Annotated in this window: 26 protein-coding genes; 15 read left to right on the top strand and 11 right to left on the bottom strand. The window is 61.6% G+C overall.

Annotated features, from left to right (window positions below):
* The first annotated feature begins 159 nt into the window (after window positions 1–159).
* The 6 genes from tkt (at window position 160) to ACFRFQ_RS08595 (ending at window position 7,815) form a co-directional block, all read left to right on the top strand.
* A complete protein-coding gene (gene tkt, locus ACFRFQ_RS08620; protein ID WP_378655674.1) occupies window positions 160–2,262 on the top strand; it encodes a transketolase in 2,103 nt (700 codons plus the stop codon).
* A 5-nt stretch (window positions 2,263–2,267) separates the two neighbouring features.
* Window positions 2,268–3,392 carry a transaldolase gene (tal, locus tag ACFRFQ_RS08615; RefSeq protein ID WP_378655671.1) on the top strand — a complete coding sequence of 375 codons (1,125 nt, stop codon included), beginning with the start codon at window positions 2,268–2,270 and terminating at the stop codon, window positions 3,390–3,392.
* A gap of 5 nt (window positions 3,393–3,397) precedes the next feature.
* Entirely contained in the window at window positions 3,398–4,942 is a 1,545-nt protein-coding gene (gene zwf, locus ACFRFQ_RS08610) for a glucose-6-phosphate dehydrogenase (protein WP_138868518.1), read from the top strand.
* Window positions 4,942–5,850 (top strand): glucose-6-phosphate dehydrogenase assembly protein OpcA, encoded by a 909-nt coding sequence (gene opcA / locus ACFRFQ_RS08605; RefSeq protein ID WP_092808104.1) that lies wholly within the window; start codon window positions 4,942–4,944, stop codon window positions 5,848–5,850. The genes zwf and opcA overlap by 1 nt, the downstream gene beginning before the upstream one ends.
* The gene (gene pgl / locus ACFRFQ_RS08600) at window positions 5,843–6,583 is read left to right on the top strand and encodes a 6-phosphogluconolactonase (protein WP_378655667.1); all 741 of its coding nucleotides are present in this window, start codon (window positions 5,843–5,845) and stop codon (window positions 6,581–6,583) included. The genes opcA and pgl overlap by 8 nt, the downstream gene beginning before the upstream one ends.
* A gap of 305 nt (window positions 6,584–6,888) precedes the next feature.
* Complete coding sequence (locus tag ACFRFQ_RS08595; protein WP_378655664.1) at window positions 6,889–7,815, top strand: SDR family oxidoreductase; 927 nt, start codon at window positions 6,889–6,891, stop codon at window positions 7,813–7,815.
* Here the strand turns inward: ACFRFQ_RS08595 and ACFRFQ_RS08590 are convergent.
* Complete coding sequence (locus ACFRFQ_RS08590) at window positions 7,812–8,276, bottom strand: hypothetical protein (protein WP_378655662.1); 465 nt, start codon at window positions 8,274–8,276, stop codon at window positions 7,812–7,814. The two genes, ACFRFQ_RS08595 and ACFRFQ_RS08590, sit on opposite strands and share 4 nt — an antisense overlap.
* A gap of 135 nt (window positions 8,277–8,411) precedes the next feature.
* Between ACFRFQ_RS08590 and ACFRFQ_RS08585 the strand changes: the two genes are divergently transcribed.
* On the top strand, window positions 8,412–8,786 hold the full coding sequence (locus tag ACFRFQ_RS08585) for an iron chaperone (RefSeq protein WP_378655659.1): 375 nt from the start codon (window positions 8,412–8,414) through the stop codon (window positions 8,784–8,786).
* Between the two features lie 71 nt (window positions 8,787–8,857).
* Here ACFRFQ_RS08585 and ACFRFQ_RS08580 read toward each other — a convergent pair whose 3' ends face one another.
* Window positions 8,858–9,529 carry a TetR/AcrR family transcriptional regulator C-terminal domain-containing protein gene (locus tag ACFRFQ_RS08580; RefSeq protein ID WP_378655657.1) on the bottom strand — a complete coding sequence of 224 codons (672 nt, stop codon included), beginning with the start codon at window positions 9,527–9,529 and terminating at the stop codon, window positions 8,858–8,860.
* Between the two features lie 83 nt (window positions 9,530–9,612).
* Here ACFRFQ_RS08580 and ACFRFQ_RS08575 point away from each other — a divergent pair, with 83 nt between their 5' ends.
* From ACFRFQ_RS08575 to ACFRFQ_RS08555, 5 genes are all read left to right on the top strand, one after another.
* Window positions 9,613–10,749 carry an FAD-dependent oxidoreductase gene (locus tag ACFRFQ_RS08575; protein ID WP_378655654.1) on the top strand — a complete coding sequence of 379 codons (1,137 nt, stop codon included), beginning with the start codon at window positions 9,613–9,615 and terminating at the stop codon, window positions 10,747–10,749.
* A gap of 79 nt (window positions 10,750–10,828) precedes the next feature.
* Window positions 10,829–11,155: a TfoX/Sxy family protein gene (locus ACFRFQ_RS08570; RefSeq protein WP_378655652.1), complete on the top strand. Its 327-nt coding sequence runs from the start codon at window positions 10,829–10,831 to the stop codon at window positions 11,153–11,155.
* Window positions 11,156–11,231: 76 nt separating this feature from the next.
* Complete coding sequence (locus ACFRFQ_RS08565) at window positions 11,232–11,909, top strand: TetR family transcriptional regulator (RefSeq protein ID WP_378655650.1); 678 nt, start codon at window positions 11,232–11,234, stop codon at window positions 11,907–11,909.
* Window positions 11,906–12,835: a TIGR01777 family oxidoreductase gene (locus ACFRFQ_RS08560; protein ID WP_378655647.1), complete on the top strand. Its 930-nt coding sequence runs from the start codon at window positions 11,906–11,908 to the stop codon at window positions 12,833–12,835. The genes ACFRFQ_RS08565 and ACFRFQ_RS08560 overlap by 4 nt, the downstream gene beginning before the upstream one ends.
* A gap of 191 nt (window positions 12,836–13,026) precedes the next feature.
* The gene (locus ACFRFQ_RS08555; RefSeq protein ID WP_378655644.1) at window positions 13,027–13,467 is read left to right on the top strand and encodes a hypothetical protein; all 441 of its coding nucleotides are present in this window, start codon (window positions 13,027–13,029) and stop codon (window positions 13,465–13,467) included.
* Window positions 13,468–13,473: 6 nt separating this feature from the next.
* On the opposite strand, the gene ACFRFQ_RS08550 is transcribed toward ACFRFQ_RS08555, so the two are convergent.
* From ACFRFQ_RS08550 to ACFRFQ_RS08535, 4 genes are all read right to left on the bottom strand, one after another.
* Window positions 13,474–14,298, bottom strand: coding sequence for a transglutaminase domain-containing protein (locus tag ACFRFQ_RS08550; protein WP_378655642.1), 825 nt, complete (start codon window positions 14,296–14,298; stop codon window positions 13,474–13,476).
* Between the two features lie 11 nt (window positions 14,299–14,309).
* Window positions 14,310–15,491, bottom strand: coding sequence for an MFS transporter (locus ACFRFQ_RS08545; protein WP_378655639.1), 1,182 nt, complete (start codon window positions 15,489–15,491; stop codon window positions 14,310–14,312).
* Window positions 15,488–16,063, bottom strand: a complete 576-nt coding sequence (locus tag ACFRFQ_RS08540; protein ID WP_378655636.1) for a Chromate resistance protein ChrB — start codon at window positions 16,061–16,063, stop codon at window positions 15,488–15,490. Before ACFRFQ_RS08540 ends, ACFRFQ_RS08545 begins: the two co-directional genes overlap by 4 nt.
* A 61-nt stretch (window positions 16,064–16,124) precedes the next feature.
* Complete coding sequence (locus ACFRFQ_RS08535; RefSeq protein ID WP_378655634.1) at window positions 16,125–16,532, bottom strand: hypothetical protein; 408 nt, start codon at window positions 16,530–16,532, stop codon at window positions 16,125–16,127.
* An 87-nt stretch (window positions 16,533–16,619) separates the two neighbouring features.
* Between ACFRFQ_RS08535 and ACFRFQ_RS08530 the strand changes: the two genes are divergently transcribed.
* The 3 genes from ACFRFQ_RS08530 to ACFRFQ_RS08520 all read left to right on the top strand — a co-directional run bounded on the left by ACFRFQ_RS08530 (window position 16,620) and on the right by ACFRFQ_RS08520 (window position 18,819).
* A complete protein-coding gene (locus ACFRFQ_RS08530; RefSeq protein WP_378655631.1) occupies window positions 16,620–17,564 on the top strand; it encodes a hypothetical protein in 945 nt (314 codons plus the stop codon).
* A gap of 411 nt (window positions 17,565–17,975) precedes the next feature.
* Complete coding sequence (locus ACFRFQ_RS08525; protein WP_378655628.1) at window positions 17,976–18,614, top strand: hypothetical protein; 639 nt, start codon at window positions 17,976–17,978, stop codon at window positions 18,612–18,614.
* A 4-nt stretch (window positions 18,615–18,618) separates the two neighbouring features.
* Complete coding sequence (locus ACFRFQ_RS08520) at window positions 18,619–18,819, top strand: hypothetical protein (RefSeq protein ID WP_378655625.1); 201 nt, start codon at window positions 18,619–18,621, stop codon at window positions 18,817–18,819.
* A gap of 154 nt (window positions 18,820–18,973) precedes the next feature.
* Here the strand turns inward: ACFRFQ_RS08520 and ACFRFQ_RS08515 are convergent, their stop codons facing one another.
* The 5 genes from ACFRFQ_RS08515 to ppc form a co-directional block, all read right to left on the bottom strand.
* A complete protein-coding gene (locus ACFRFQ_RS08515; RefSeq protein WP_185993207.1) occupies window positions 18,974–19,141 on the bottom strand; it encodes a hypothetical protein in 168 nt (55 codons plus the stop codon).
* A gap of 62 nt (window positions 19,142–19,203) precedes the next feature.
* Window positions 19,204–19,347, bottom strand: a complete 144-nt coding sequence (locus ACFRFQ_RS08510; RefSeq protein ID WP_185993206.1) for a hypothetical protein — start codon at window positions 19,345–19,347, stop codon at window positions 19,204–19,206.
* A 44-nt stretch (window positions 19,348–19,391) separates the two neighbouring features.
* Window positions 19,392–19,535, bottom strand: a complete 144-nt coding sequence (locus ACFRFQ_RS08505; RefSeq protein WP_378655622.1) for a hypothetical protein — start codon at window positions 19,533–19,535, stop codon at window positions 19,392–19,394.
* 348 nt (window positions 19,536–19,883) lie between these two features.
* Window positions 19,884–21,143, bottom strand: a complete 1,260-nt coding sequence (locus ACFRFQ_RS08500) for a PucR family transcriptional regulator (RefSeq protein WP_378655619.1) — start codon at window positions 21,141–21,143, stop codon at window positions 19,884–19,886.
* Between the two features lie 276 nt (window positions 21,144–21,419).
* A complete protein-coding gene (gene ppc, locus ACFRFQ_RS08495; RefSeq protein ID WP_378655616.1) occupies window positions 21,420–24,200 on the bottom strand; it encodes a phosphoenolpyruvate carboxylase in 2,781 nt (926 codons plus the stop codon).
* Window positions 24,201–24,238: the final 38 nt, after the last annotated feature.

The following is a 24,238-nucleotide window of genomic DNA, read 5'->3' as shown; positions in this document are numbered from 1 at the left end:
TTTCTGGACTATCGCATTTTCTACTACGGACGATGGTAGACCGCGGCCATCGTGGAACCGAATCGACCCGGACAGCCAGGACCATTAGGCTAGGTGACGCAGCGGAGGGACACCTCTCCCCTCGCAATCCACGTACACAATGTCAGGAGACATCTGCCAGTGTCGATCACAGACGAGATCCACGTCCTCACACAACCAGTCCACCCCTCGGACTGGACCGACCTGGACACGAAGGCTGTCGATACCGCCCGCGTGCTCGCCGCTGATGCGGTTCAGAAGGTCGGCAACGGCCACCCCGGAACCGCAATGAGCTTGGCGCCGTTGGCATACACCTTGTTCCAGCGTGTCATGCGCCACGATCCGTCGGATGCGGAATGGGTTGGGCGTGACCGCTTCATCCTTTCGTGTGGCCACTCGTCTCTGACGCTGTACACGCAGCTCTACCTCTCGGGTTACGGTCTCGAATTGGCAGACCTCGAAGCTCTCCGCACGTGGGGCGCGCTCACTCCGGGCCACCCGGAGTTCGGTCACACTGTCGGCGTCGAGATGACGACGGGTCCTCTGGGCCAGGGCCTCGCGTCCGCAGTCGGCATGGCAATGGCTTCTCGTCGTGAGCGTGGATTGTTCGATCCGGAAACCCCGGTCGGTTCTTCCCCCTTCGACCATCACATCTACGTGATCGCGTCCGACGGTGACATCGAGGAAGGCGTCACGTCCGAGGCATCCTCGCTCGCGGGTGTCCAGGAACTGGGCAACCTCATCGTCTTCTACGACGACAACAAGATCTCCATCGAGCACGACACAGCGATCGCTCTCGGCGAAGACGTCGGCAAGCGCTACGAGGCATACGGCTGGCACGTTCAGCATGTCGAGGGTGGCGAGAACGTCTCGGGCATTCTCGACGCAGTCGCTGCGGCCAAGGCCGTAGTCGATCGTCCGTCGATCATTCTGCTCCGCACGATCATCGGTTTCCCCGCTCCGAAGAAGATGAACACCGGCGACGTTCACGGCTCCGCTCTGGGCGCCGACGAAGTTGCGGCTGTCAAGGAAGCTCTCGGCTTCGATCCGGCCAAGTCGTTCGACGTCGACGCCGACGCATTGGCTCACGCACGTGAGGTCGTCTCCCGCGGCGCCGACGCACACAAGGCGTGGCAGGTCGAGTTCGACGCGTGGGCGGCGCGCGAGTCCGAGCGTAAGGAACTCTTCGACCGCCTGTTCGCCGGTGAGTTCCCCGCCGGCTGGGCCGACGCTCTCCCGACGTACGAGCCCGATGCCAAGGGCGTCGCGACTCGTAAGGCTTCCGGTTCGGCGCTCAACGCGCTCGGCCCGATCCTGCCCGAGCTGTGGGGCGGTTCGGCCGACCTCGCCGGCAGCAACAACACGACCATCAAGGGTGCTGACTCCTTCGGTCCGTACTCCATCTCCACCAACGACTGGAACGCAAAGCCGTACGGTCGCACGCTCCATTTCGGTATCCGTGAGCACGCGATGGGCTCGATCCTCAACGGCATCGCGCTGCACGGCCCGACCCGCCCCTACGGCGGAACGTTCATGGTGTTCTCCGATTACATGCGTCCGGCTGTTCGCCTCGCTGCTCTCATGAAGACGCCGGTCACGTACGTCTGGACCCACGACTCCATCGGACTCGGCGAAGACGGCCCGACGCACCAGCCGGTCGAGCACCTCGCGGCTCTGCGCGCCATCCCGAACCTCTCCGTCGTTCGTCCGGGTGACGCCAACGAGACGTCGTTCGCATGGCAGGCAGCGCTCGAACACAAGACCGGCCCGACCGCTCTGGCACTCACCCGCCAGGATGTCCCGGTTCTCGAAGGCACCAAGGAGAAGGCAGCCGAGGGCGTCAAGCGTGGCGCATACGTGCTCGCCGACGCCGCCAACGGTGCTCCCGAGGTCATTCTGCTGGCCACCGGTTCCGAACTGCACCTCGCGACCGAGGCCCGCGAAACCCTCGAAGCTCAGGGCGTCGCAACGCGGGTTGTGTCGGTTCCCTGCCTTGATTGGTTCCTCGAGCAGGATCAGGCATACCGCGACGAGGTCATTCCGCCGGCCGTCCGTGCCCGCGTGTCCGTCGAAGCCGGTATCGCGATGCCGTGGTGGCGCATCCTCGGAGACGCCGGCCAGGCTGTCTCGCTCGAGCATTACGGCGCTTCCGCCGATTACAAGACCTTGTTCCGGGAGTTCGGCATCACGGCCGACAAGACTGTCGAAGCTGCGAAGCGCTCCCTCGCCGCTGTGAAGGGATGATCTCGATGACTCAGAATGTGAACACCGAAAAGCTCTCCGCTGCAGGAGTTTCCATCTGGCTTGACGATCTTTCGCGAGATCGCATCCAGTCCGGAAACCTGCAGAACCTGATCGACACCAAGTCCATCGTGGGTGTCACCACCAACCCGTCGATCTTCCAGGCAGCACTGTCCAAGGGCTCGGACTACGACGCTCAGGTTCGTGAACTGGCTCAGCGCGGCGCCGATGTCGACGCCACCATCACGGCAGTCACCACCGATGACGTGCGCGCTGCGTGCGACATCCTGGCTCCGCAGTTCGAGGCGTCGAACGGCGTCGACGGCCGTGTGTCCATCGAGGTTGATCCTCGTCTGGCACACGACACCGACGCGACTGTCGCGCAGGCGATCGAGCTGCACAAGATCGTCGACCGCCCGAACGTCCTCATCAAGATCCCCGCGACGCTGGCCGGCATTCCCGCCATCGCCAAGGTGATCGGTGAAGGCATCAGCGTCAACGTCACGTTGATCTTCTCGGTCGAGCGCTACGAAGCCGTCATGGGTGCGTACCTCGACGGTTTGGACACCGCGAAGGCTGCGGGTCGCGACATCTCGTCCATCGAGTCGGTTGCGTCGTTCTTCGTGTCCCGTGTGGATTCCGAGATCGACAACCGCCTCACGGCGATCGGCACGCCGGAGGCTCTCGAGCTTCGCGGCAAGGCTGCACTCGCAAACGCTCGTCTGGCGTACAACGCGTACCAGCAGGTCTTCGAGGTGCAGCCGCGCTTCCAGGCACTCCTGGCTGACGGCGCCAAGGCGCAGCGTCCGCTGTGGGCGTCGACGGGTGTGAAGAACCCCGACTACCCGGACACCCTGTACGTCACGGAGTTGGTAGCACCCAACACGGTCAACACCATGCCGGAGAAGACGCTCGACGCTCTTGCCGACCATGGCGAGATCACGGGTGACACCATCTCGGGCACCGCTCAGGAGTCGCAGGCAGTCTTCGATCAGCTCGCAGCCGTGGGCATCGATCTCCCGGACGTGTTCAAGGTCCTGGAGACCGAGGGCGTCGACAAGTTCGAGGTGTCGTGGAACGAGTTGCTCGACGCGACTGCCGAGCAGCTCCGCGCAGCAACCCAGAAGAGCTGAGCTAAGTGAGCGATTCCGCGGCGGCATCAGATTGGGTGAATCCCCTTCGGGACAGCACCGACAAACGGCTTCCGCACATTGCGGGGCCCTGTGCCCTGGTGATCTTCGGGGTCACCGGCGACCTCGCCAGGCGCAAGCTCATGCCCGCCGTCTACGACCTCGCCAACCGTGGACTGTTGCCGCCCGGATTCGCTCTGGTCGGGTTCGCCCGACGCGACTGGACGGACGAGGACTTCGCGAACGTCGTCCTCGAAGCGGTCAAGGACGGTGCTCGCACCAAGTTCCGTCAGAGCGTGTGGGAGCGGCTGGCGGACGGCATCCGATTCGTCAAGGGCAACTTCGACGATTCCGAGGGCTTCACGAACCTGGCCGACACGTTGGCCACGCTCGACACCGAGCGGGGCATCGGTGGCAATCACGGCTTCTACCTCGCGATCCCGCCGGATGATTTCCCGCAGGTTCTCGAGCAGTTGTCGTCGTCCGGGCTTGCCCAGGCCGAAGAAGGCCAGTGGCGACGCGTTGTCATCGAGAAGCCGTTCGGTCACGATCTCGAGAGTGCTCGTGAACTGAACGCAGTGGTCAACAAGGTGTTCCCCGAGGACACGGTCTTCCGTATCGACCACTACCTTGGCAAGGAAACGGTTCAGAACATTCTGGCTTTGCGTTTCGCGAACCAGTTGTTCGATCCGATCTGGAACGCGCACTACGTCGACCACGTTCAGATCACGATGGCCGAGGACATCGGTCTCGGTGGTCGCGCCGGATACTACGACGGCATCGGCGCCGCTCGTGACGTCATCCAGAACCACTTGCTGCAACTGCTGGCGTTCACTGCGATGGAAGAGCCCATCAGCTTCGAGCCACTCAACCTGCAAGCGGAGAAGATCAAGGTCCTCTCCGCCACCAGGCTCGCGGAACCTCTCGACGAGACCACCGCCCGTGGCCAGTACACGGGCGGTTGGCAGGGCGGCCTCCCGGTTGTCGGGCTTCTCGAAGAGGACGGCTTCGCAGCTGATTCCATCACCGAGACGTATGCAGCCATCACCCTCGAGGTCGATACTCGACGTTGGGCTGGTGTTCCGTTCTACCTGCGCACCGGTAAGCGTCTGGGACGCAGGGTCACGGAGATCGCCGTAGTGTTCAAGCGGGCGCCGCACCTACCGTTCGACAAGACCATGACCGACGATCTCGGCCAGAACGCGTTGGTCATCCGGGTGCAGCCCGATGAAGGCGTCACCATGCGCTTCGGATCGAAGGTTCCGGGATCGAGCATGGAAGTACGCGACGTCAACATGGACTTCTCGTACGGCCAGGCTTTCACCGAGTCGTCCCCCGAAGCGTACGAGCGGCTCATCCTCGATGTCCTGCTCGGCGAACCGTCACTGTTCCCGGTGAACGCCGAAGTCGAATTGTCTTGGGAGATCCTCGATCCCGTCCTCGAACATTGGGCTGCCGGCGGCAAGCCGGACCCGTACGAGGCCGGCACCTGGGGGCCGGAGTCTGCCGACGAAATGTTGAACCGCACCGGACGCGAATGGAGGCGACCCTAGTGATTCTCGATTTGCCGTCAACCACCACGGTCCAGGTCAGTAAGAAACTGGTCGAGGTTCGTAAGACCGGCGGCGCCGTCACCTTGGGTCGTGTGTTGACTCTTGTTGTCTGCACCCGCGACACCGGCAACGCCGAAGAAGCGATCGAGGCAGCCAACGAAGCAAGCCGCGAGCACCCGTGTCGCGTCATCGTGCTGCTGCGCGGCGACGAGCAGAGTGAGCCGCGCCTCGACGCTCAGATCCGGGTCGGCGGCGACGCCGGCGCCTCGGAAGTTGTGGTGCTCCGTCTCTACGGTCCGTTGGCGGATCACGAGAGCAGTGTTGTCATCCCGTTCCTGCTGCCGGATACCCCGGTTGTCGCATGGTGGCCGCTCGAGGCTCCCGCGATTCCGGCCAAGGATCCGGTGGGCAAGCTCGCAGTCCGTCGTATCACCGACGCCACCGGCGCACCTGATCCGACGGCCACCATCAAGGGGCGTCTCGCGTCGTACACCGCCGGGGATACCGATCTGGCGTGGAGCCGCGTCACGTACTGGCGTGCACTTCTCGCGTCGGCGCTCGATCTTCCGCCGCATGAGAATGTCACCTCCGCGGTGGTATCAGGCCTGAAAACCGAACCGGCACTGGATATTCTGGCGGGCTGGCTGGCGGCAAAGACCGGAGTTCCGGTGTACCGCCGCACCGGTGCGCTGAATGTGGAGTTGAAGCTCGAGACGCGCAGCATCTCCATCAGCCGCCCGCAGGAAGGCACCACCGCAACGCTGATCCGGACGGGTCAGCCGGATGCGCTTGTGTCCCTTGGCCGCCGGGAGACTCGGGATTGCCTCGCCGAGGAACTGCGTCGACTCGATCCTGACGAAATCTACGAAGAGGCACTGGCCGGCCTCGAGAAGGTGACATATGAGTGATGTTGTCGTAGAGAAGTTTTCGGACTCCGGTCAGCTGGTCGATGCAGCTGCCGCGCGTTTGGTCACAACCATCGTCGACGCTCAGAAGGCTCGTGGCGTAGCGTCCATCGTTCTGACCGGCGGCGGAACCGGCATCGCATTGCTCGAGAAGTTGCGCAAGACACCTGGTGATATCGACTGGGCTCAGATCGACCTGTACTGGGGCGACGAGCGTTTCCTCCCGGTCGGCGATCCGGAGCGCAACGAGGTTCAAGCGCGTGAGGCGCTCCTCAACCATGTTCCGGTCGATCCGGATCGGGTACATCCGATGGCGGCGTCCGACGGTATCTACGACGGCGATCCGGATGGCGCGGCAACAGCCTACGAGCAGTTGCTGGGCGCGCAGGCGCACGGCAAGCAGGTCCCCACATTTGATGTGCACCTGCTTGGTATGGGCGGCGAGGGACACATCAACTCGCTGTTCCCGCACACCGACGCTGTTCGGGAAGAGTCTCGTTTTGTCGTAGCGGTGACGGATTCCCCCAAGCCCCCGCCGGTCCGCATCACTCTGACTCTGCCCGCTGTTCAGCGCGCTAAGGAAGTGTGGCTCCTTATTTCCGGCGCAGCCAAGGCTGAAGCTGTTGCTGCTGCCGTTGGCGGCGCGGCCGCCGTCGACTGGCCTTGTGCTGGCGCAAAGGGTTTGGTTGCCACCCGATGGTTCCTCGATTCTGACGCTGCCTCGCAGTTGCCCTGATCTCGGATTCACTCCGGACGGGAGTCGTCTTCGGGCGACTCCCGAGCCGGTGGAACTTCTGTCGCCACTCCCCCATTGCGACCGCTACGCATAGCCGCTAGCCTGCTCGAATTTTTTCGTGCCACGACCGAACTCATCGGCGCGACACCATTTCTCCACTGGGTGCTCTGCCCGACACAACGATTCATGTTCCCCCCGGTCCATGTTCTTCTGCACTCATGAATTTTGACGCGCCCGGAGAGCTTTCGGTTCCTCTCTTGCTTCGAGGTCTTGAACGAGACAACGTCCGCGAGCAGAATCGGACAATGGCGTGGACACCTCAACCAGATGCCCTACGCGGGCGTGTAGCTGTCGTTGCCGGGGCAACACGGGGCGCCGGACGCGGCATAGCCGCAGCTTTGGGCGAAGCCGGCGCAACCGTCATCTGCACTGGTCGGAGCACATCTACCGGCATCCTTCGGTCGGACTATCCGCGTAACGAAACCATCGAAGAGACGGCTGCACTTGTCACCGAATCAGGCGGGCTCGGAGTTTCGATTGCCGTCGATCACCTCAAAAGCACTCAGGTGGCTGATCTCGCCGCGAGACTACGCACCGACTACGGCCATATCGACATCTTGGTCAACGACATCTGGGGCGCGGAACTACTCAAAGGTGGACCAGCGGAGTGGAACACGCCGCTATGGGAACATGATCTGGACAAGGGCTTTCACATCTTGCGTCTGGCGGTTGATACCCACATCACCACATCGCATCATCTCTTGCCGATCATGATCGACCGACCCGGTGGCTTGGTCGTCGAGATAACCGATGGCACTACCGAATACAACGCCTCGAACTATCGCATCTCGGTGTTTTACGACTTGGCAAAGGTGTCGGTGAACCGCCTCGCATATTCACAGGGCCATGAACTGGCCCGGTTCGGATGTACCGCCGTTGCCGTCACTCCGGGCTTCCTGCGATCGGAGATGATGCTCGACAATTTTGGTGTCACAGAATCGAATTGGCGCGACGCACTATTGCCCGATCGGGATGGCCCCACTGCGCCACCGGATTTTGCTCGCTCGGAGTCTCCGAGATTTGTCGGACGCGCGGTGGCCGCTCTCGCTGCCGATCCGAACCGGGCCCGATGGAATCAGCGATCTGTCAGTTCGGGTGAACTCGGAGCAGAGTACGGCTTCGCCGACATAGACGGTTCCAGGCCCAACTTCTGGCAACCGGATCACAACTAGTCGGCGACCCGGCGCTTGGCGCCCGCCCAAGTATGTCCGCAGATGCCGTCACTCCGGGGTGACGAACCGAGCTTCAATCGTCGACGAAACGGGGACGAGGTGGACAATCCGTTCGGTGATCGGTAGCTCCCGGATGGCATTGATCGCCTCCCACTTGTATCGACGACGGCGCCCATATCGCCCTCACGCCGTTCCTCGACCCACGACACCGAGTGCTCGACGACGCCGGCATTCCAATCACCCTCACACGTGACTACGCGGACAGGCGCAAAGTCGGCCGGAATAGGCCGCGGTTCAGGTGCCGGCGCTGCAGTCTGCGGCAGATCGGAAAATCCCAGAAGATTGTCGGCCAGGCACGACGGTTCCACTAAACCGGGCACATTCACCCGCGACGTCGTTGCTGCAGCGTCTTTCTCGTTGTTGCTCGGCGTACCGCATCCCACCAGCAACGCAACGGACACAACTACCAGCAACCCCCGCGAGTACCGTATAGAGGCACCAAACTGCGCGATCACCAGGCCAATCGGCGGTTCAGTGGTTATCAACCTGACGGCGAATGGGCTGTCGACAAGGTCAGATGACGCTATGTTCGACTCGTGACCACAGAGCGAGCAGGCAGTTCGGGCCCCGCGAAATTCGAGACGATCGACCAGTACATCGCGTCGTTCCCGGCCGAGGTGCAAACTGTCCTCGAGAGCGTCAGGCAAACAATCCACAAAGCAGTTCCCGGTGCCGGCGAGACCATCAGCTACCAGATGCCGACCATCACTGTCGGCGGCAAAAGTGTTGTGCATTTTGCCGGATGGAAACACCACATTTCGATGTACCCACTCCCCGAGGGCGATGCCGAATTCGAGAAGGCCATCGACCCGTATCGATCAGCCAAAGCGACCGCGAAGTTTCCGCTGAACAAGCCGATTCCGCTCGACCTTGTCGCGAGGATTGCCGAATTGCTTGTAGCCCGAAGCTAATCCGGCCTTCCGGCGGCTTCGAAGCGTCGTATCAACATCGCGAGAGATCGAGCATCCAGGCAGACGGCCATCTATCGAACGGTTGCGATTCCGGCCAGGATGAGATCGATCCCTGCAAGAAATTGCTGACGGTCGTCATGGTCGCGCAACTGAGCTGTCACCTGACGCAGGAACGGGTAATCAGCCGAGTCGAGTTGCTCCCATCCGGCGGCGATTGTCGCAAGGAAGGCCGATCGATCCGTCTCGCGTGTGTGAAGGCGTGCACCCGCCGCGTACTGTCCCGCCAGGCCGAGTACGTAGTTCACCAGGGCGGAGGCGCAGTCGAACTGCGCGGATTCCGGGACGCCCAACTCTTGGAGTTGCCGGCCAACGCCTTCGAAAATCTGCAGCACTGCGGACTGCCACGGCTCGCGTGAGAGTTGGGTGCCGACCCAGGGGTGCGCGTCGATCGCGTCGAAGACATCGAGAGCGGTTGCGCGTATGGTTTCCCGCGGCGTCGCCCCTGGTGCAACGTCGGCCATGACGCGCGTGATGACGGCGGTGGTCGTCGCTGCAAGCAGTTCGTTCTTGTTTGCCACGTGCCAGTAGATCGCGCCGCTACCGGTTGCCAGTCGAGATGCCAACGCGCGGAATGTCAGCGCGCTCTCGCCCTCGCTGTCGAGAATCTCGATCGCGGTCTCGACGATTCGCTCTTTCGACAGTGCATCCGTGCGTCGTTCGGTCCGCTGTGACTTTGAATCCATCTGTCCATCTTGACAGATCTGGAACGTTGTTCCAAGATTGCTTATGGAACAACGTTCCAATCTCCCTGAAAGGAATCAAGGCCATGACAGCATCAGTAACGATCATCGGTGCAGGCCTCGGCGGCCTCACCCTCGCACGCGTCCTCTACCTCCACGGCATCCCCGCAACGATCTACGAGTCGGAGCCCTCCGCAGAAGCCCGCACGCAGGGAGGCCAGCTCGACATCCATGAAAACAACGGGCAACTCGCGCTCGCGGCGGCCGGCCTCACCGACCAGTTCCGCGCGATCATTCACGAGGGCGGCGCGGCTTCGCGGATACTCGACCAGCGCGGCACGGTACTGCTCGACGAACCGGACGACGGCACAGGCGGACGTCCCGAGGTCCTTCGCGGAGATCTTCGCCGGATCCTGCTCGACTCACTACCTGACGGGACAATCGAGTGGGGACGGAAAGTGTCCAGCGCCGTTTCTCTCGACGACGGCCGACACGAACTCACCTTCGACGACGGCGCAACCGTTATCACCGGCCTGCTCGTGGGGGCCGACGGCGCGTGGTCGAAGATACGACCGCTTCTATCCGGCAGCAAACCCGAGTACGTCGGCACCGTGTTCATCGAGACATATCTCCACGACGTTGACGAACGGCACCCCGCAACAGCCGACATAGTCGGCGATGGCGCTATGTATGCACTCGCACCAGGCAAGGGAATCACCGCGCACCGCGAGGCCGGCGGCGTCATTCATACGTACGTTCAACTGAACCGGCCCGCCGAGTGGATTGCGGATATCGACTTTACCGAGGCAGCCACATCGATTGCTCGCGTCGCGGCCGAATTCGACGGGTGGGCACCAGAACTCACCGCTCTGATCCTCGCGGGTGAAACCGCACCGATCTCGCGCCCGATCTATGCGCTCCCGAATGATCACGAATGGGACCGCGTTCCGGGTGTGACGCTCCTCGGTGACGCTGCGCACTTGATGGCACCGTCCGGAGAAGGCGCAAACTTGGCAATGTTCGACGGCGCTGAGCTCGGGAAGGCGATCGCCACGCACCCGGACAACCTCGAAGTGGCACTCGCGGGCTACGAATCCGAGATGTTCTCCCGCAGCCAGTCGGAGGCCGCGGACGCAGACCTGGTCCTGGGGCTCTGCCTGGGCGACCGCGCGCCGTATTCACTCGTCGACTTCTTCACGGCAGCAGAGCCTGCTCATTCGTAACGCTTCTCGGCCATCGCATGTCACGCTTGTCAGACGTATCCGCACCGGGAACGCGATATCAACGTCGAGGGATGGTCGCATGGCATACGACAAAGCACTGGCAGACCGGATCCGCGATGCACTAGCGGACGAGAACGACGTCACCGAGGTGAAGATGTTCGGCGGGCTGAGTTTCATGGTCAGCGAACAGTTGGCGGTCGCAGCGAACTCTCACGGCAACCTCTTGATTCGGTGCGCGCCGGAACGCGTCGACGAACTGCTGCTGCACAAGGGTGCGAACTGGCCTGACATGCGCGGAAAACCGATGAGCAAAGGTTGGATCGAGGTCGATCGCACGGGCACCAGTTCCACTGTGGAGTTCAACGCCTGGATCAGGGAAGCCCTGGATTTCGCGCATTCACCATAACCACCCGTCTGAAATTGAACACGTTCAACTTTGAGGTGTACGCTCAATTTGAACACGTTCAAAAACAGGAGGCGTGATGAGTGATCGCGGAGCGCAGACGCGCGAGAAGCTGGTAGAAACCGCCTTGCGACTTTTTCGCGACGATGGCTTCCAGTCGACCACGATGCGCCGGATCGCAAGCGAGGCCGGTGTCTCTCTCGGCAACGCCTATTACTACTTCGCCAGCAAGGACAAACTTGTTCTCGAGCTGTATCTGGTCGTCCAGCGCGATCACCGCGATCAGGCGCTTCCGCTGCTACGCGAGGGTGGCTCACTCGCGGAGAACCTGAGGATTGTTCTGCACTCGGGACTCGATGTCATGACGCCCTATCACGGCTTCGGCGGCGCATTCCTGCAAAGTGCGCTGCCAACCACATCAAAATCCAGCCCGTTTTCCGCCGAGTCCGCCAATGCCCGAGCAATGGCGATCGACCTGATGCGCGAGGCTCTGGTTGCCTCCCGCCAGCGGACACCGTCGTCATTGGAGAATCAGCTCCCCACACTCCTGTGGCTCACCTACATGGGTGTGACGTTGCATTGGGTCACCGATTCGTCTCCCGGACAGCGCCGCACCCGCACGCTGGTCGACGGCCTTGTCCCCGTCGTCGCGAAAGCGGTCAAACTCGCGCGGTTGCCAGTGGCCAGGAGCTTGGTCGGCGACATCGCCGTACTGATGACCAAAGTCACTGCGCGAGAAGAGGAGACCGTGCGATGAGCACCATGAACAACGTCGTCATTTGCGGTGCGTCCGGCTATATCGGACAGTTCCTTCGACAATCGCTGGAAACGAGCGGAATCAATGTGCGGACAATTGGGCGAGGCAACTCGTGCGATGGCGTGTGGTCCGATAGGCAAAGCGTCGTGGATGTTCTGGACGGAGCTGATCTGGTTGTCAATCTCGCCGGACGCTCGGTGAGCTGTCGCTACAACAAGAACAATGCGGATGAGATCTTCTCATCTCGGGTGGAAACGACCGCACTGCTCGGTCGGGCGTTGGGCCGAACACCACAGCCGCCGTCACTCTGGATCAATGCCAGTACCGGCACGATCTATCGCGACGCCCATGACCGACCGATGGATGAGAGCACCGGCGAGCTGGGGTCGGGATTCTCCGTGGCGGTCGCGCGGGCCTGGGAACAAGCGCTGTTCGAGTCACCGACACCCATTCGCAAAGTGGCACTTCGGATGTCGATCGTGCTCGGTGCCGGCGGCGGGGCGATCAATCCGTTCATCAATCTGGCCCGTCTAGGCTTCGGCGGAAGAATGGGCGACGGTCGGCAGATGTTCAGCTGGGTTCACGTCCACGATCTCGTTCGCTCCATCATTCACATCTACGAGCACCAGGAAATATCCGGACCAGTCAACGTCGCCTCGCCCGATGCAGTGACCAATGACGTGCTGATGCGTGAGGTGCGAACGTCCCTGGGTCGAGCACGGGGCTTGCCGACGCCCGACTGGATGCTGAAAGTAGGCGCACGCGTCATAGGCACGGAAGCCGAACTCGTTCTCAAGAGTCGCTGGGTCGCCCCGGGTGTTCTCTCCGACACCGGCTTCCAGTTCACATTTCCGACTCTGACATCAGCGCTGAATCAGATAGTTCAGGAGACTCCGCGAGGCCTCCTTCCCGTTGCTTTGGGCTGACAGCTCGGGCAACTTCAATCGAATATCGCCGAATCGGTCACAACATAACGGCTGGTCTCTAGACTCCGAAAGAAGCTCGTCACGAGCAACAACGGTGCGAGAGAAAGTCGGTCCACCCAGTGACTATCGGGGTACATCAGCCGTATGAACAGCAGCCGTTCGGGATGGGACCGCGGGCACCCCAGATGCCGATGCCTGCTCATTTCAGGCCGAATCTGATCGCGGCAGCGCTCTCGTGCGCCGGCATCATGATCGGCAGTATCGGTCCGTGGACGTCGTTCCTCGCATTGGAGCGGACTGGAATCAGCGAATGCGGCGTGATCACGTTGGTCCTCGGAATCAGTGCGGCTTTTGCATTGACTCCGCTTCTCTGGAGGGGTGTCACCCCGGAGGTGAAAAACCACTACATCGGCCCCCTGGTGGGAATCGCAGTGTTGATCGTTGCTGTCGGCAACGCCGCCTGCATCCTTCAACGCGGTACCGAGATCGCGGGAAGAATCATCGGACCGTCAGTCGGCTGGGGACTCTGGCTGGTCATGATCTCTGCCATGGTCCTGTCCATCACGTCATCGACTGTCGCCCATATGATTCGGGTACAAGCGAGCGATGGATTCCCAAGGGTGCAATGGTGAGCATCATCAGCAGATGAGATTCTCTGGCACATGCAAATCCTTGTGTTCGTACAGTGCACGAACGGCGACAGGATTATCGCCGGCGCACACTTCGGCAATCTCGTCGAGCAGCAGGTCGTACTCCACACCGGTCTTTCCGTCGTAGGCGTCGGTCATGCGACCCCACTCATCCCACGGCAGCATTTCGACCTTGTTCATCGCGGCAAGATCCTTCACGGCATTACCGCGAATTTCGGCCGGCCCCCAGTTTTGTGTTCCGTAAACCCCGAACTGGGACGCGTCGATCTCGCCGCGCCGATAAGCAACCCACGCCTCGCCGCCACTGAGAAACTCGCCAGCTCGAAGGTCGTGAGCGTGAGAAAGTACGTTCTGCCCGAGAATCTCCGAGTCGATCCGAATCCAACGCTCGCTATCCCCGTCCCAATACTCGGTAATCCAATGGTCGACGCCCTGACCTGACTGGAAGTACGTCGCGAAACCACAGCGGACACGAGCGGCAATACCGCGGTGACGCAGCAACGCACAACTGATCACGGCAAAATGCCGACACGTCCCGACGACGCGTTTGCCTGGTTCCCGGGCAATGGTCACCGGAGCCGGATCGAGTGCGAGTAACCGCTCGAACAGAACGCTCGCCGGGCGGATCTGGTTTTCGTCGAATCGATCGACGGACAGATTCAGAGACTGCGCATCGCTGGGCTGGATCACCAAGTGAGGGACTGCTCGGCAAATGCCCGTCGGATCGGCGAGAAGCGGATCCAGCGTGAGCGAATCGACTCCGCCGATACCTGTCAACGGTCCGGGCGATGTGTAGTCGATGACTGCATTCATGAGACCGAATCCTATTGGGTTGAGCGGACCGCGCGTTGACGTGCGGAATCGGCACCGATCAACAGAGTTATCACGGCAAGTACACCGAACCCCGCTGTCAGTGTTGCGACGGCCGCCACGCCCGCAACGATCAGCGGACCACCTGCGTCGCCGAGTTCGCGGCCCAATTCGGCTGCACCCATCGTCTGCCCCATCCGTTCCTCGGGCGTCGATGCCGCGAGTGCGGCAAAACCCAAGGGCGTGATGATGCCGGTGCCGATGCCGACAGCAACTGCCGCGGTGAGGATTCCGACCAATCCCGGAATCATGGCAAGCGCCAGACCGGCAGCCGTGACGACCAATCCGCAGGCCACACCTCGCTGCACGGTGATTTTTCCCGCGTCGAGCGCACGTCCTGTTCGTGGTTGAGCAAATGCCGCACACAACGCCAGCACTGATACGGCCGCACCAGTCGCTATCGGCCCAAGTCCGGCGTCAACGCCGGCAACCGGGAGAAACCCCACGCCTACCGACAATGCGGCGGTCGACGCCGCAAGAGCTGCGGTGGGACCGAGGAACTGACGATCGCTCAGGCGTCGAGCCAGATCGACGACGGTTTGCCGCGCCCGAGGTAGCGGCGGCAGTGTCGGCACCGAGACCTGCGCCCAGATGGCGACAACCAGGGCCAGAACGGTCATGACTGCAAACAGAAGTGTGAGGCCGCCAGCCCAGACGATCACGCCGCCCAGCAATGGGCCCAGTGTGTAGCCGAGGCTCTTGTAGAACCCGTAGGTTCCGAATGCACTGCCGTGTTTGCCTTTTCGAGTCAATCTGGCGACCGACGAACTTGCAGCCGGCGAGAATGCCGATGCTGCCGCGCCTTGACCCAAGCGCGCCAACCACAACCAATCCGTATCTGCGACAAGAACAAACAGCAACGATGCTGCAGCAAATGCGACGAGCCCACCGAGCAGAACCGGCTTGGCACCGATCCGGTCCGCGAGCGTCCCGAACACGGGTTTGAGCAGGACTTCGGCTCCGTCGTACAGAGCCAGCAGCAGACCCAGATAAAGCAGGGAACTCGCAAGATCGTCGAGATCGAACACAAGGTTCGCGGCAACGGCATGAGCTCCGAACGCCGTCGTGAATCCCGCCGCGTAGAGCGGCCACATCTGCCATCGCTCCCCTTCGACCTGTTCCTTGTTGTCACTCATGATCGGTCGCCGTCGTCGTTGCCATCGGGGGAATGCAGTGCGTTGATCACTCGCTCCGAATAGTCCTCGAACCGCAGGGTGCACTGCTGGAGCGCCGCGGTCGCGCTTGCGGCATTGTTCGCGCCGAATACGTCGCGCGCCTTCAAGTCTCGATGCCAACGACGAAGCCTGTCCAGGCTCTGCTCCTCCTCCTCGAGTTCTGCAAGTGTGAATTTCTTGATACGGATCTCCTTGTCGAGCTCGGCCTCGTATTTTGCGCAGTCCGACAGGAATTCGACCCAGTCTTCCTCGCGAGCCGCGGTGAACAGTGCGGCGAAACGCGAGTTGTCTTCGTCGCTCGCACCGGTTGCGTTGAGGAAAACGATCTCACCGGATGCGCGGTCGACAAGTTCTTTTGCACGGTCGACACCGGCAGCGAATGCCGGAACGTTGGGCACGGCCCAGGTGCCTTGCCCGATCGACAAAGCTCCCACTTTGCGAAGTTCTCGCCACACTGCCACGCGATGGCGCGTCGGCTCGGCAGCAATCTTGATCAGGACTATCCGCCAACTCACGGATGATTCGGTGTTCACATTTCAGAATGTATCACGCGTTACATTCACATCTGTGAAGTGTTTCTGGATGCCGAATCGCTTACATATCCCCTGGCTCGCGGCGACGTAACTCTGTGTCGACCAGATCCGCGGCGTCTTTCAGCCCTAGTCCACGATGCTGCTCGCGTAGCATTTTGATGGCGGCGATCCGCTGCGTGTGCGATGACACAGCTGATTGCACGTCGGCAACCGGAACTCCGGCGGGATCGATTGAGCCGGCAAAACTGCTCTGCGTTGGCTTGTTTCGATTTCGCCAATACCGAATCGCAAAAACGACCGACCCGACAGCAGCGACCACCCAGATCCCGAATTCAACCCAATCCCACGCTGAGGGTGACGACGTCACCGCGCCGACTTGGGAAGGGCCGATCATGACGATCAGCAAGACCGACGCCACTGTGAAGTACCACCGGTCCAGTCGTTCACTGTCGTACCATCGCACCGCCATTAGCCGATAGTGGCACAACACTCGGATGCGCGAAGTAAACCTCCACGGATCGATTCGAGCCGGCAGGGAACAGTAGATACTTGTGGCATGCCAGCGCGAACGAATGCAATAGCAATGATTGACGGCCAGTTGTCGCTCGTCGATGCCGGAACCGTTGAGGGACATCGCCAGTTCGTCCAGTACCGAGATGGCATTGTCCGACTATTAGACGACCAACTCGAAGAGATTGCAGCACTCGAGCATGAAGCATCCCGTGTGCTGGCCGCACGTGGGCTCGAACATCTTGCAGTATCTGACGGCTCGAACCTGCTGATCCTCGGCGGAGCCACCGGTACAGTCGCAGCCACCGGTTCACCCGAAGCCGCAGTGACAGTCGCGGATGTGAACTGCGACGCAGCAGCTTTTGTGGGTGACCTCCTGATCGCCACCGCACCGGCGGAGGAAACGCACCGCGTTCTTCTCATCAACCCGGCCACTGGTGACGTAGTGGACGAGGCCACCATTGACGCCGACGGCGCGACTGCCTTCATCATTCCGCACCCGACTGAACTCGTTGTCGTGATCGAGTTTCCGATGGGTCAGGATGGCTGTGTTGCACAACGGGTCGAGGTCATCGGCGGGTCTCTTCGGGTCGATGAAATCCTCTGCGGGCAAGACCCGGTAATCGCAGGTTTCAATCCGTCCGGCACCCGGTTGCTCGTCACTCCGTACCCAGATGATCCCGAAACGGCGCGCGTTTTGGCGTGGCCCTCGATGGACGAAATCGGTCGGCTCTCAGCCGATGACCTGGCCGCCGAGATCGGTATCGGTCTAGCGGCGTGCTGGATCGATGAGGAGCGAATTGCTGTCTATGCCATGGAGGACTCGCTCGTAGTGACGAACGGGAGCCTTGGCGAGCCAGTGCGGGCCAGTTTGCTGATCGACTTCCGCGAAGAGGGCGACCTCGAGGCGCTGGTTCCCCTGGATGCAGGCCGCGTGGCCGCGGGGGTGTGGACTTCAGAAGGCCGCTTCACGCTGATATTCGAGATCTAGGATTTCGATCGAATACGCCAACCGAAACGCTACTGTCGATGCATGACAAGGCTTTCGGCAACGCGCTGGCTATGCATGGCAATGCTGGTCGCAGCGTGTACAACTGGGTGCGGAGCACCGTCGGAGCCATCCTCGGACAAGGTTGAAATCGGGACGGCTTACAGCTACAAGATGTACACCCACTGCGGTGCGCGAGAAGCCAAGTTCGCAGGAAAGTACTGGGAAGCGGTCAGTTCTGATGCCCGGCCGAACAACTCCCCCTCAGGCTGGGACGATCCGTACCAGAAGGGCACGATGACCAAATTATCGGAAACCTCGGCTGTTTTCGAAGCCGATGGAAAAGAGAAGCGCTATCGAGTACGACCGGACGCCACAACGTTTCAGCAAGTCTGCTCCTGATATGAACGCAGCATGTCCCCACGCCTAGGCTGGATCGGCGATCCGTCGCCCGATAGCGCGACATGGCTCGCGCCCTACCCCTACCCCTACCCCGACGCAGAACCGAGAAGTCGCTGGATGGCGGACCGCTATCCGCATGTCCTACGGATCCTGCACCCGGCCTATCTCGACTACGACGGCAAACCTCGGGCCGTGACATGGGCGCAGATCGCCGCAGCTGTCGGCACGGAGATAACTGTCGGAACGCATTTTTCCGAGATCGTCGGGGCATGGTTTCCCGAAAGCACCAGGCCACCGGATCCGACTGCCACAATCGACGGCATCTTCGATAGCTCGCCGGAAATGGGATCACTACCAACGGAACTCGTCGATATCGTGTACGAGCATTTCGACGACGCACACGGTGGACTCTTCTGGGCCGGCTGGGGCCCTCACAGCCCGCCACCCGGATGCACACTCCGAACTTCTGGTGGCCCGCGAATCAAACCTCGTGCGCTGCAACCGGGATCGACGACGTGGACACGATTGTCGTGTCCGCCGACCTCTCCCGCCTCGAATCCGTCCATGCGAATCCAGCACTCGAGACACAGTTGTACTCACACTGACAAAACCCGCACCATTGCGTCTGCCAACCACTGTGGCGCACAGTGAAGTAGTGGAGAATTCACAGCATCGACACGGGGAGCATCCGGAACGCACACCGGCTTACGGCGTCGTAATGATCATTGTGGCTCTAGGTGCAGCGACTACCGTGAGTTTTGTCGGCCCGGCGTCGTTGCGGATTGTGGTGTACATCCTGGCGGTCGTTGCGATCGCCGTCGGGTTCGTTTTTACGCTGCGAGACTACTCGACCTGAGATTCTTCACTGGTACACAAGAAGCCGCCTGTACGGAACTGCTCCCCGGAAGCTGGAACTGATTCTTTTCAGTCCCAATTTCGGGGAGCAGTTCACGCAGAGGCAGACCCATCGCACCGTCTGGCGCAGATCGAAAACCGCCGCCGGTCAGCTGTTACGCGGCGCTACCGAGGCTCGCCGAGTCGAAGCTACCGAGCCCGGTGCTACCGAGGCCGCTGCTCCCGACGCCGCCCAAGGCAAGCGCATTGCTGCTGCCCGCGCTGAAGAGCTGGACAATGATGTTGATGACAACGGGGTCGCCGGTAAGCGGAATTGTGGGCACAGGAAGACCTGCTTTCTGGTTCGCGAGTGGATAAAGATGTGCGGGCGAGACGGTGAGGTCTGTCAAGATCCGCCGACGCTACTGAATTCAATACTTCCGGCGCTGCCGAACGAGACGATAGGGCCGGCGCTGCCGAGACCGAGTGCGCTTGCGAGAGAGCCGAAGTCGATGACCAGGCTGCCCTGGGTGTACGGCGAGTTGATCACGATGATTCCTGTCTGCGACGTTGCGGTCCGAGCGAGTGGGGCAATCAGGGCGTGGTTGCCGGGGGTACTTCGCCCCCACCCCCGATCGGTGCGTTATTGGTGAAGAGGAAGCTGCTGCCCGCGTTGAACATCTGCAGGACGGTGTTCATGACGACGGCCAAAGCGCCGGTTGTTGGTGCGGCGATCATGGATTTGCTCCTGGTCTAAGCGGGGCGGCGGTGTGGTCGCCCCCGCAGAGAGTGGGGGCGAGAGCCGTGCCCCTGCGCGAAGTTTCGCACAAGGGCACGAATGCGCCCCTAGGCGACGCCGCCACCATTCGTCGAGCCGGTGCCGGTGCTGCCCGCATTGAACAGCTGCAGGATGGTGTCGAAGAAGGCACCGAGCAAAGCGTTTTCCTGGCCGTTGATCATGTCTTTCCCCTTTTTCGTTACTGGTCTGCGCGGTGATTCGCGCCACATTTTTATAACGTGTTTCTCAACCGAAAGGTGGAGTCCAACCGTGAAAAGTGGATTGTTACCAGTGAGTTATGTGAGGTTTCACAGTTTCACTGGACGGACGTCCATATCGGTGCTGACGAACGTCAGCGCGATCATCGCGGCTCGCAGTTTGAGCAGCTCAGAGGGCAAAGTCGGGTCCAATCCGGTCAGTTGTGCGATGCGCTTTATCCGGTTGTCGACAGTGTTTGTGTGCAGGCCCAACGCGGACGCGGTGCGCTGCCGGTGCTGGTCGTTCGCCAGGTGCACGGACAGCGTTTGCAACAGTTCAGGGTTGTTGTCCAGGGGCCTGAGTAGGTCGATCAGGCTGTCACGGCCAGGGCCGCTCCGGGTCAGCTGATACTCGAGCGCGAGGTCCTCCATCCGGTACGACTGCGCGGGTAGCCCCAGCCTCCGGACGAGGTGGACCAACTCGCGAGTGGTCCGCTGCGCCGCGGCGAGATCCTCGAGTGCTGCATTCTCGCCGACGGCTGTGATCTCCACCCCGATCTTGGCCTGCGCCTGGCGTACGACTTCAGATACCAACCCCCAGTGAGGTGTGCCCTCGATGAGGACAAGGCCGCGTTGCGGCGCAGGGGCTTCGAGCAACTTCGCCCCGAAGTGGGCAGCGACCTTGGCTTGTGCCGCGGCGAGATCACGGTAGGCCTGCAGACGCTGATGCGCGCCGTCCCGGGCTCCTGGCCGAGGTTTCGGCAGGTTCACGAGGAGCCGCAGGACGAGATAGCGGGGTGCGAGCTCGATTCCCATCTGCAACGCGATCTCGGTGGGATCGCCTCCGTCCAGCATGGCCTTGACGAGGGCGCCGGCGGAGCTTTCCTCGAGCTGCGCGCCGGCCGGGATCGCCGCCAGATAGCTGACCGAGACGAACGAGTGAAGCCGCTGCGCAGCTGTGAACAGGAGTTGGTTGAGCTCCTTGAGGTTGGCGGCATCCTCGGCGTCCGCCCTGCTGAGGATGCGGTTGCGAATGACACTGATGCCCTCGTCTGTCAGAGCGAGGATGGCACTGAGCGGGACGCCCTTATGGGCCTGCCGGACGGTCAGGGTGTGAATACTGTCCAGGTCGCGGTCAGTGGGGAGTTTCCTGTGGTCCATGAGCTGGATCGCAAGCTGCAACCCCTGCGCCGTTACCGCAACCATGTCTTCCTGCACGGATTGCATGTTGAAGGCTTTGAAGGTCGGGCTGGCGCGGGAGAAGTTCTTCACAAGTTCAGCCGCTAGCGGAACGAAGTCGCGAACCGCAGTGGAGGCGGGTTCGCCTCCCAGCATGAGTGGCCCAGGGGTGTTCAACAGCGCAGTGGACATCGTAGACAAGCCTCCTCGAGACAACAGTGTCGCGCGGCTCAACGGCCGGCGGCGCGGCGTGTCACGGCACGCGAAAACCGCCGCGGTGAACGAATCTCGCGAGAGATCCACCGCTTGCGTCTGCCGTCCCGATTACGCCAGGCGTTGTGATTTCTACCACATGAACAGTCGTCCAATTGCTGAATGCGGCAATTCGGATTTCCGGTCGCGTCATGGCAGAGTTCACGCCGCCTGGCGACACCGAGAAACTCTCAGCGTGGGCAAAATGACCGCTACTCAGCCGCTGTTACGCAAGGCGGTCGCCAAACCGTTCATGGTCAGCTGAATGCCTCGTCTGACCTGGTCACTCTCGTCGCCTGATCGATAACGCCTGATCAACTCGACCTGCAGGTGATTGAGTGGTTCGAGGTAAGGGAAACGGTTGTGGACGGAACGTTCCAGGCCTGAGTTGTCGGCGAACAAATCGTCGTAGCCCGTGATCGCCTTGTACATCCGAACCGTTCGGGCATGCTCGTCCGTGATCATTCCGAAGACCCGATCACGCAGTTCGACATCGGGAACCAGCTCGGCATAGCGGGCCGCCAAGCCCATGTCGGATTTCGACATCACCATCGCCATGTTCGAGAGCACCGTACGGAAGAACGGCCACTTCTCGTACAAACTGGTCAGCGTTGCCGCACGCTCGGGGTTGCCATCGATCCACCGCTCGAACGCCGCGCCGGTGCCGTACCACCCGGGCAGCATGACGCGTGACTGACTCCAGGACAACACCCACGGAATTGCGCGCAGATCGGAGATCGCCTTGGTCTGCTTACGTGACGCGGGCCGACTACCGATGTTGAGTGCACCGATTTCTGCAACCGGGGTCGATGCCTCGAAGTATTGAACGAATCCTGGTGTGTCATGTACTAATTCGCTGTAGGCAGTACGCGCCAGGGCCGCGAGCTCATCCAGAACGGTGTACGCGGCCTCTGCGTCGTTTCCGAGTCCTTCGACGTCGAGCAGCGTCGACTCCAATGTCGCTGCGATGAGCGTCTCGAGGTTGCGATGAGCCAACCGCGGTTCGGCGTACTTCGCTGCGATCACCTCGCCCTGCTCGGTAATCCTCAGCGAACCTTCGACTGCTCCGGGAGGTTGCGCGAGAATCGCCTCGTAGCTGGGTCCACCGCCGCGCCCGACGGTTCCGCCGCGACCGTGGAAGAGCCGCAACCGGATTCCACTCTTTCGCGCAGCGTCAACCAGATCGAGTTCTGCGCGGTACAGCGCCCAGTTGGCAGCCAGGTAGCCGCCATCCTTGTTGGAATCCGAATACCCGAGCATCACCTCTTGGCTGTCGCCCCTCGACGTCACAATGGCGCGGTAGACCGGAATATCGAGCGTGGCCAGCAGTGTGGCGGCACCGCCCTGCAAGTCCTCGATCGTCTCGAACAGGGGAACAATGCCGATGGGGCATGACGGATCACCGCCGACACCCGGATCGAGAACCCCCACCTCTTTGAGCAGGACTGCGGCCTCGAGCATGTCGCTCACCGAGCTGCACATGCTGATGATGTAGTTGGGAACGGCGCCGGCGCCCAGAACCCGAATCGCCTTGGCACCGGCGTGCATGATCGCCAGTTCTTTTGTCGTCAGTTCGGAAAACTCCGCGTCCGGCGACGTCAACGGCCGACGGGTGGTCAGTTCGGCAGAGAGCACGTCCACTCGCTCCGATTCCGACAAAGACGCGTAATCCGGGTGAACACCCGACCACGCCAACAACTCGGCCACGACGCTCTCGTGAACTTCCGAGTTCTGCCGCATGTCCAGCCCCGAAAGGTGAAAACCGAACACCTCCACAGCTTCTCGCAGACGCTCTAGTCGATCGTCGGCAATCACCGCGTCACCGTTGCGACGCAGCGATGTGTCGATGACGGCTAGATCGTGCTGAAGTTGCGCGGGTTCGACGTATGCCTCGAGGCCGGAGTCGACGCCGTGCGCCGGCAACTCCCCCAGGATGGAAAGGCCGGTGGCGGTGAGTCGTCCACGGATTCCCCGGACTGCTCGACGGTAGGGCTCGTCCGCCCGGAACACCGAATCGTCCCCCGAGGTCGATGCCAGAAGATCCAATTCCGGTGTCACCGTGACCAGTCGCGCCGACATCGACAGCTCACGCTCGAGATGTTCGAGTTCGGCGAGGTGATGCTCGATCGCGGTGGCGGCGGCGCGCGTCGTCGCGCGCTGCACGATCTCTCCTGTCACATAGGGATTACCGTCGCGGTCGCCACCGATCCAGGAACCCGGACGCAAGATCGGCTCACGCAGGAGATCGGCATCGGGCCATCTGCTTCGAAGTGCCTTGCGCACTTCGGCATTGATCTTGGGAATGACCTCGAACAGGGCTGCGTCGTAGTAGCGCAATCCCACTTCGATCTCATCCTGGATGCGTAGGCGCGAGAGACGGATCAGCGCGGTCTGCCAGAGAGTGAGAATCTGTCGACGCAAATCCAGGTCGACGTCCGCGGTTTCGCCGACGCTCAGGGCTGTGCGCTCGCGGTAGCGCATCAGTTCGGTGATGCGGGACTGTGTCTCGAACACTGTCCGTCGACGCGTTTCCGTCGGATGAGCAGTGATGACGGGTGAGACAAGGGCGCCGCGCAGCGCTTCTTCGACGGTATCGGAAGTGATGTCGGCACCGTCGAGCTTGCTGTAGGTGGCGGCCAGAGTGCTGTCACGTGGCGGTTCGCCGGCATTGATGTGAATGGCGCGCCGACGCTCACGGTGGATGTCCTCGGCCAGATTGGCCAGCAGGGCGAAGTGGCTGAACGCCCGGATCACCGGGATCGCGTCGGCGGTGCTGACGCCGGCGAACAACGAGACCAGTTCGGCGCGGTCAATTTCCGAACGGCGCACTCGGAACGACTCCACCCGGGCGCGTTCCACAAGATCGAATACGGTGTCGCCGGCTTGTTCGCGAACAATCTGCCCCAGTATCCCGCCGAGAAGCCGAATGTCTTCACGCAATGGCTCGGTGGCCTCACGTGGCGTTTCTCGATGCTGATTCGAAACAAATTCGGTCATTGTTCAATTATCAACGGAAACCGAGAACCCCGCTCGAT

It is taken from the genome of Rhodococcus sp. NPDC056743 (genome assembly GCF_042790355.1).
Lineage (GTDB): Bacteria > Actinomycetota > Actinomycetes > Mycobacteriales > Mycobacteriaceae > Rhodococcus_F.
Note: the sequence above shows the minus strand (reverse complement) of the source record. Positions and strands in the feature narration are given on the sequence as shown.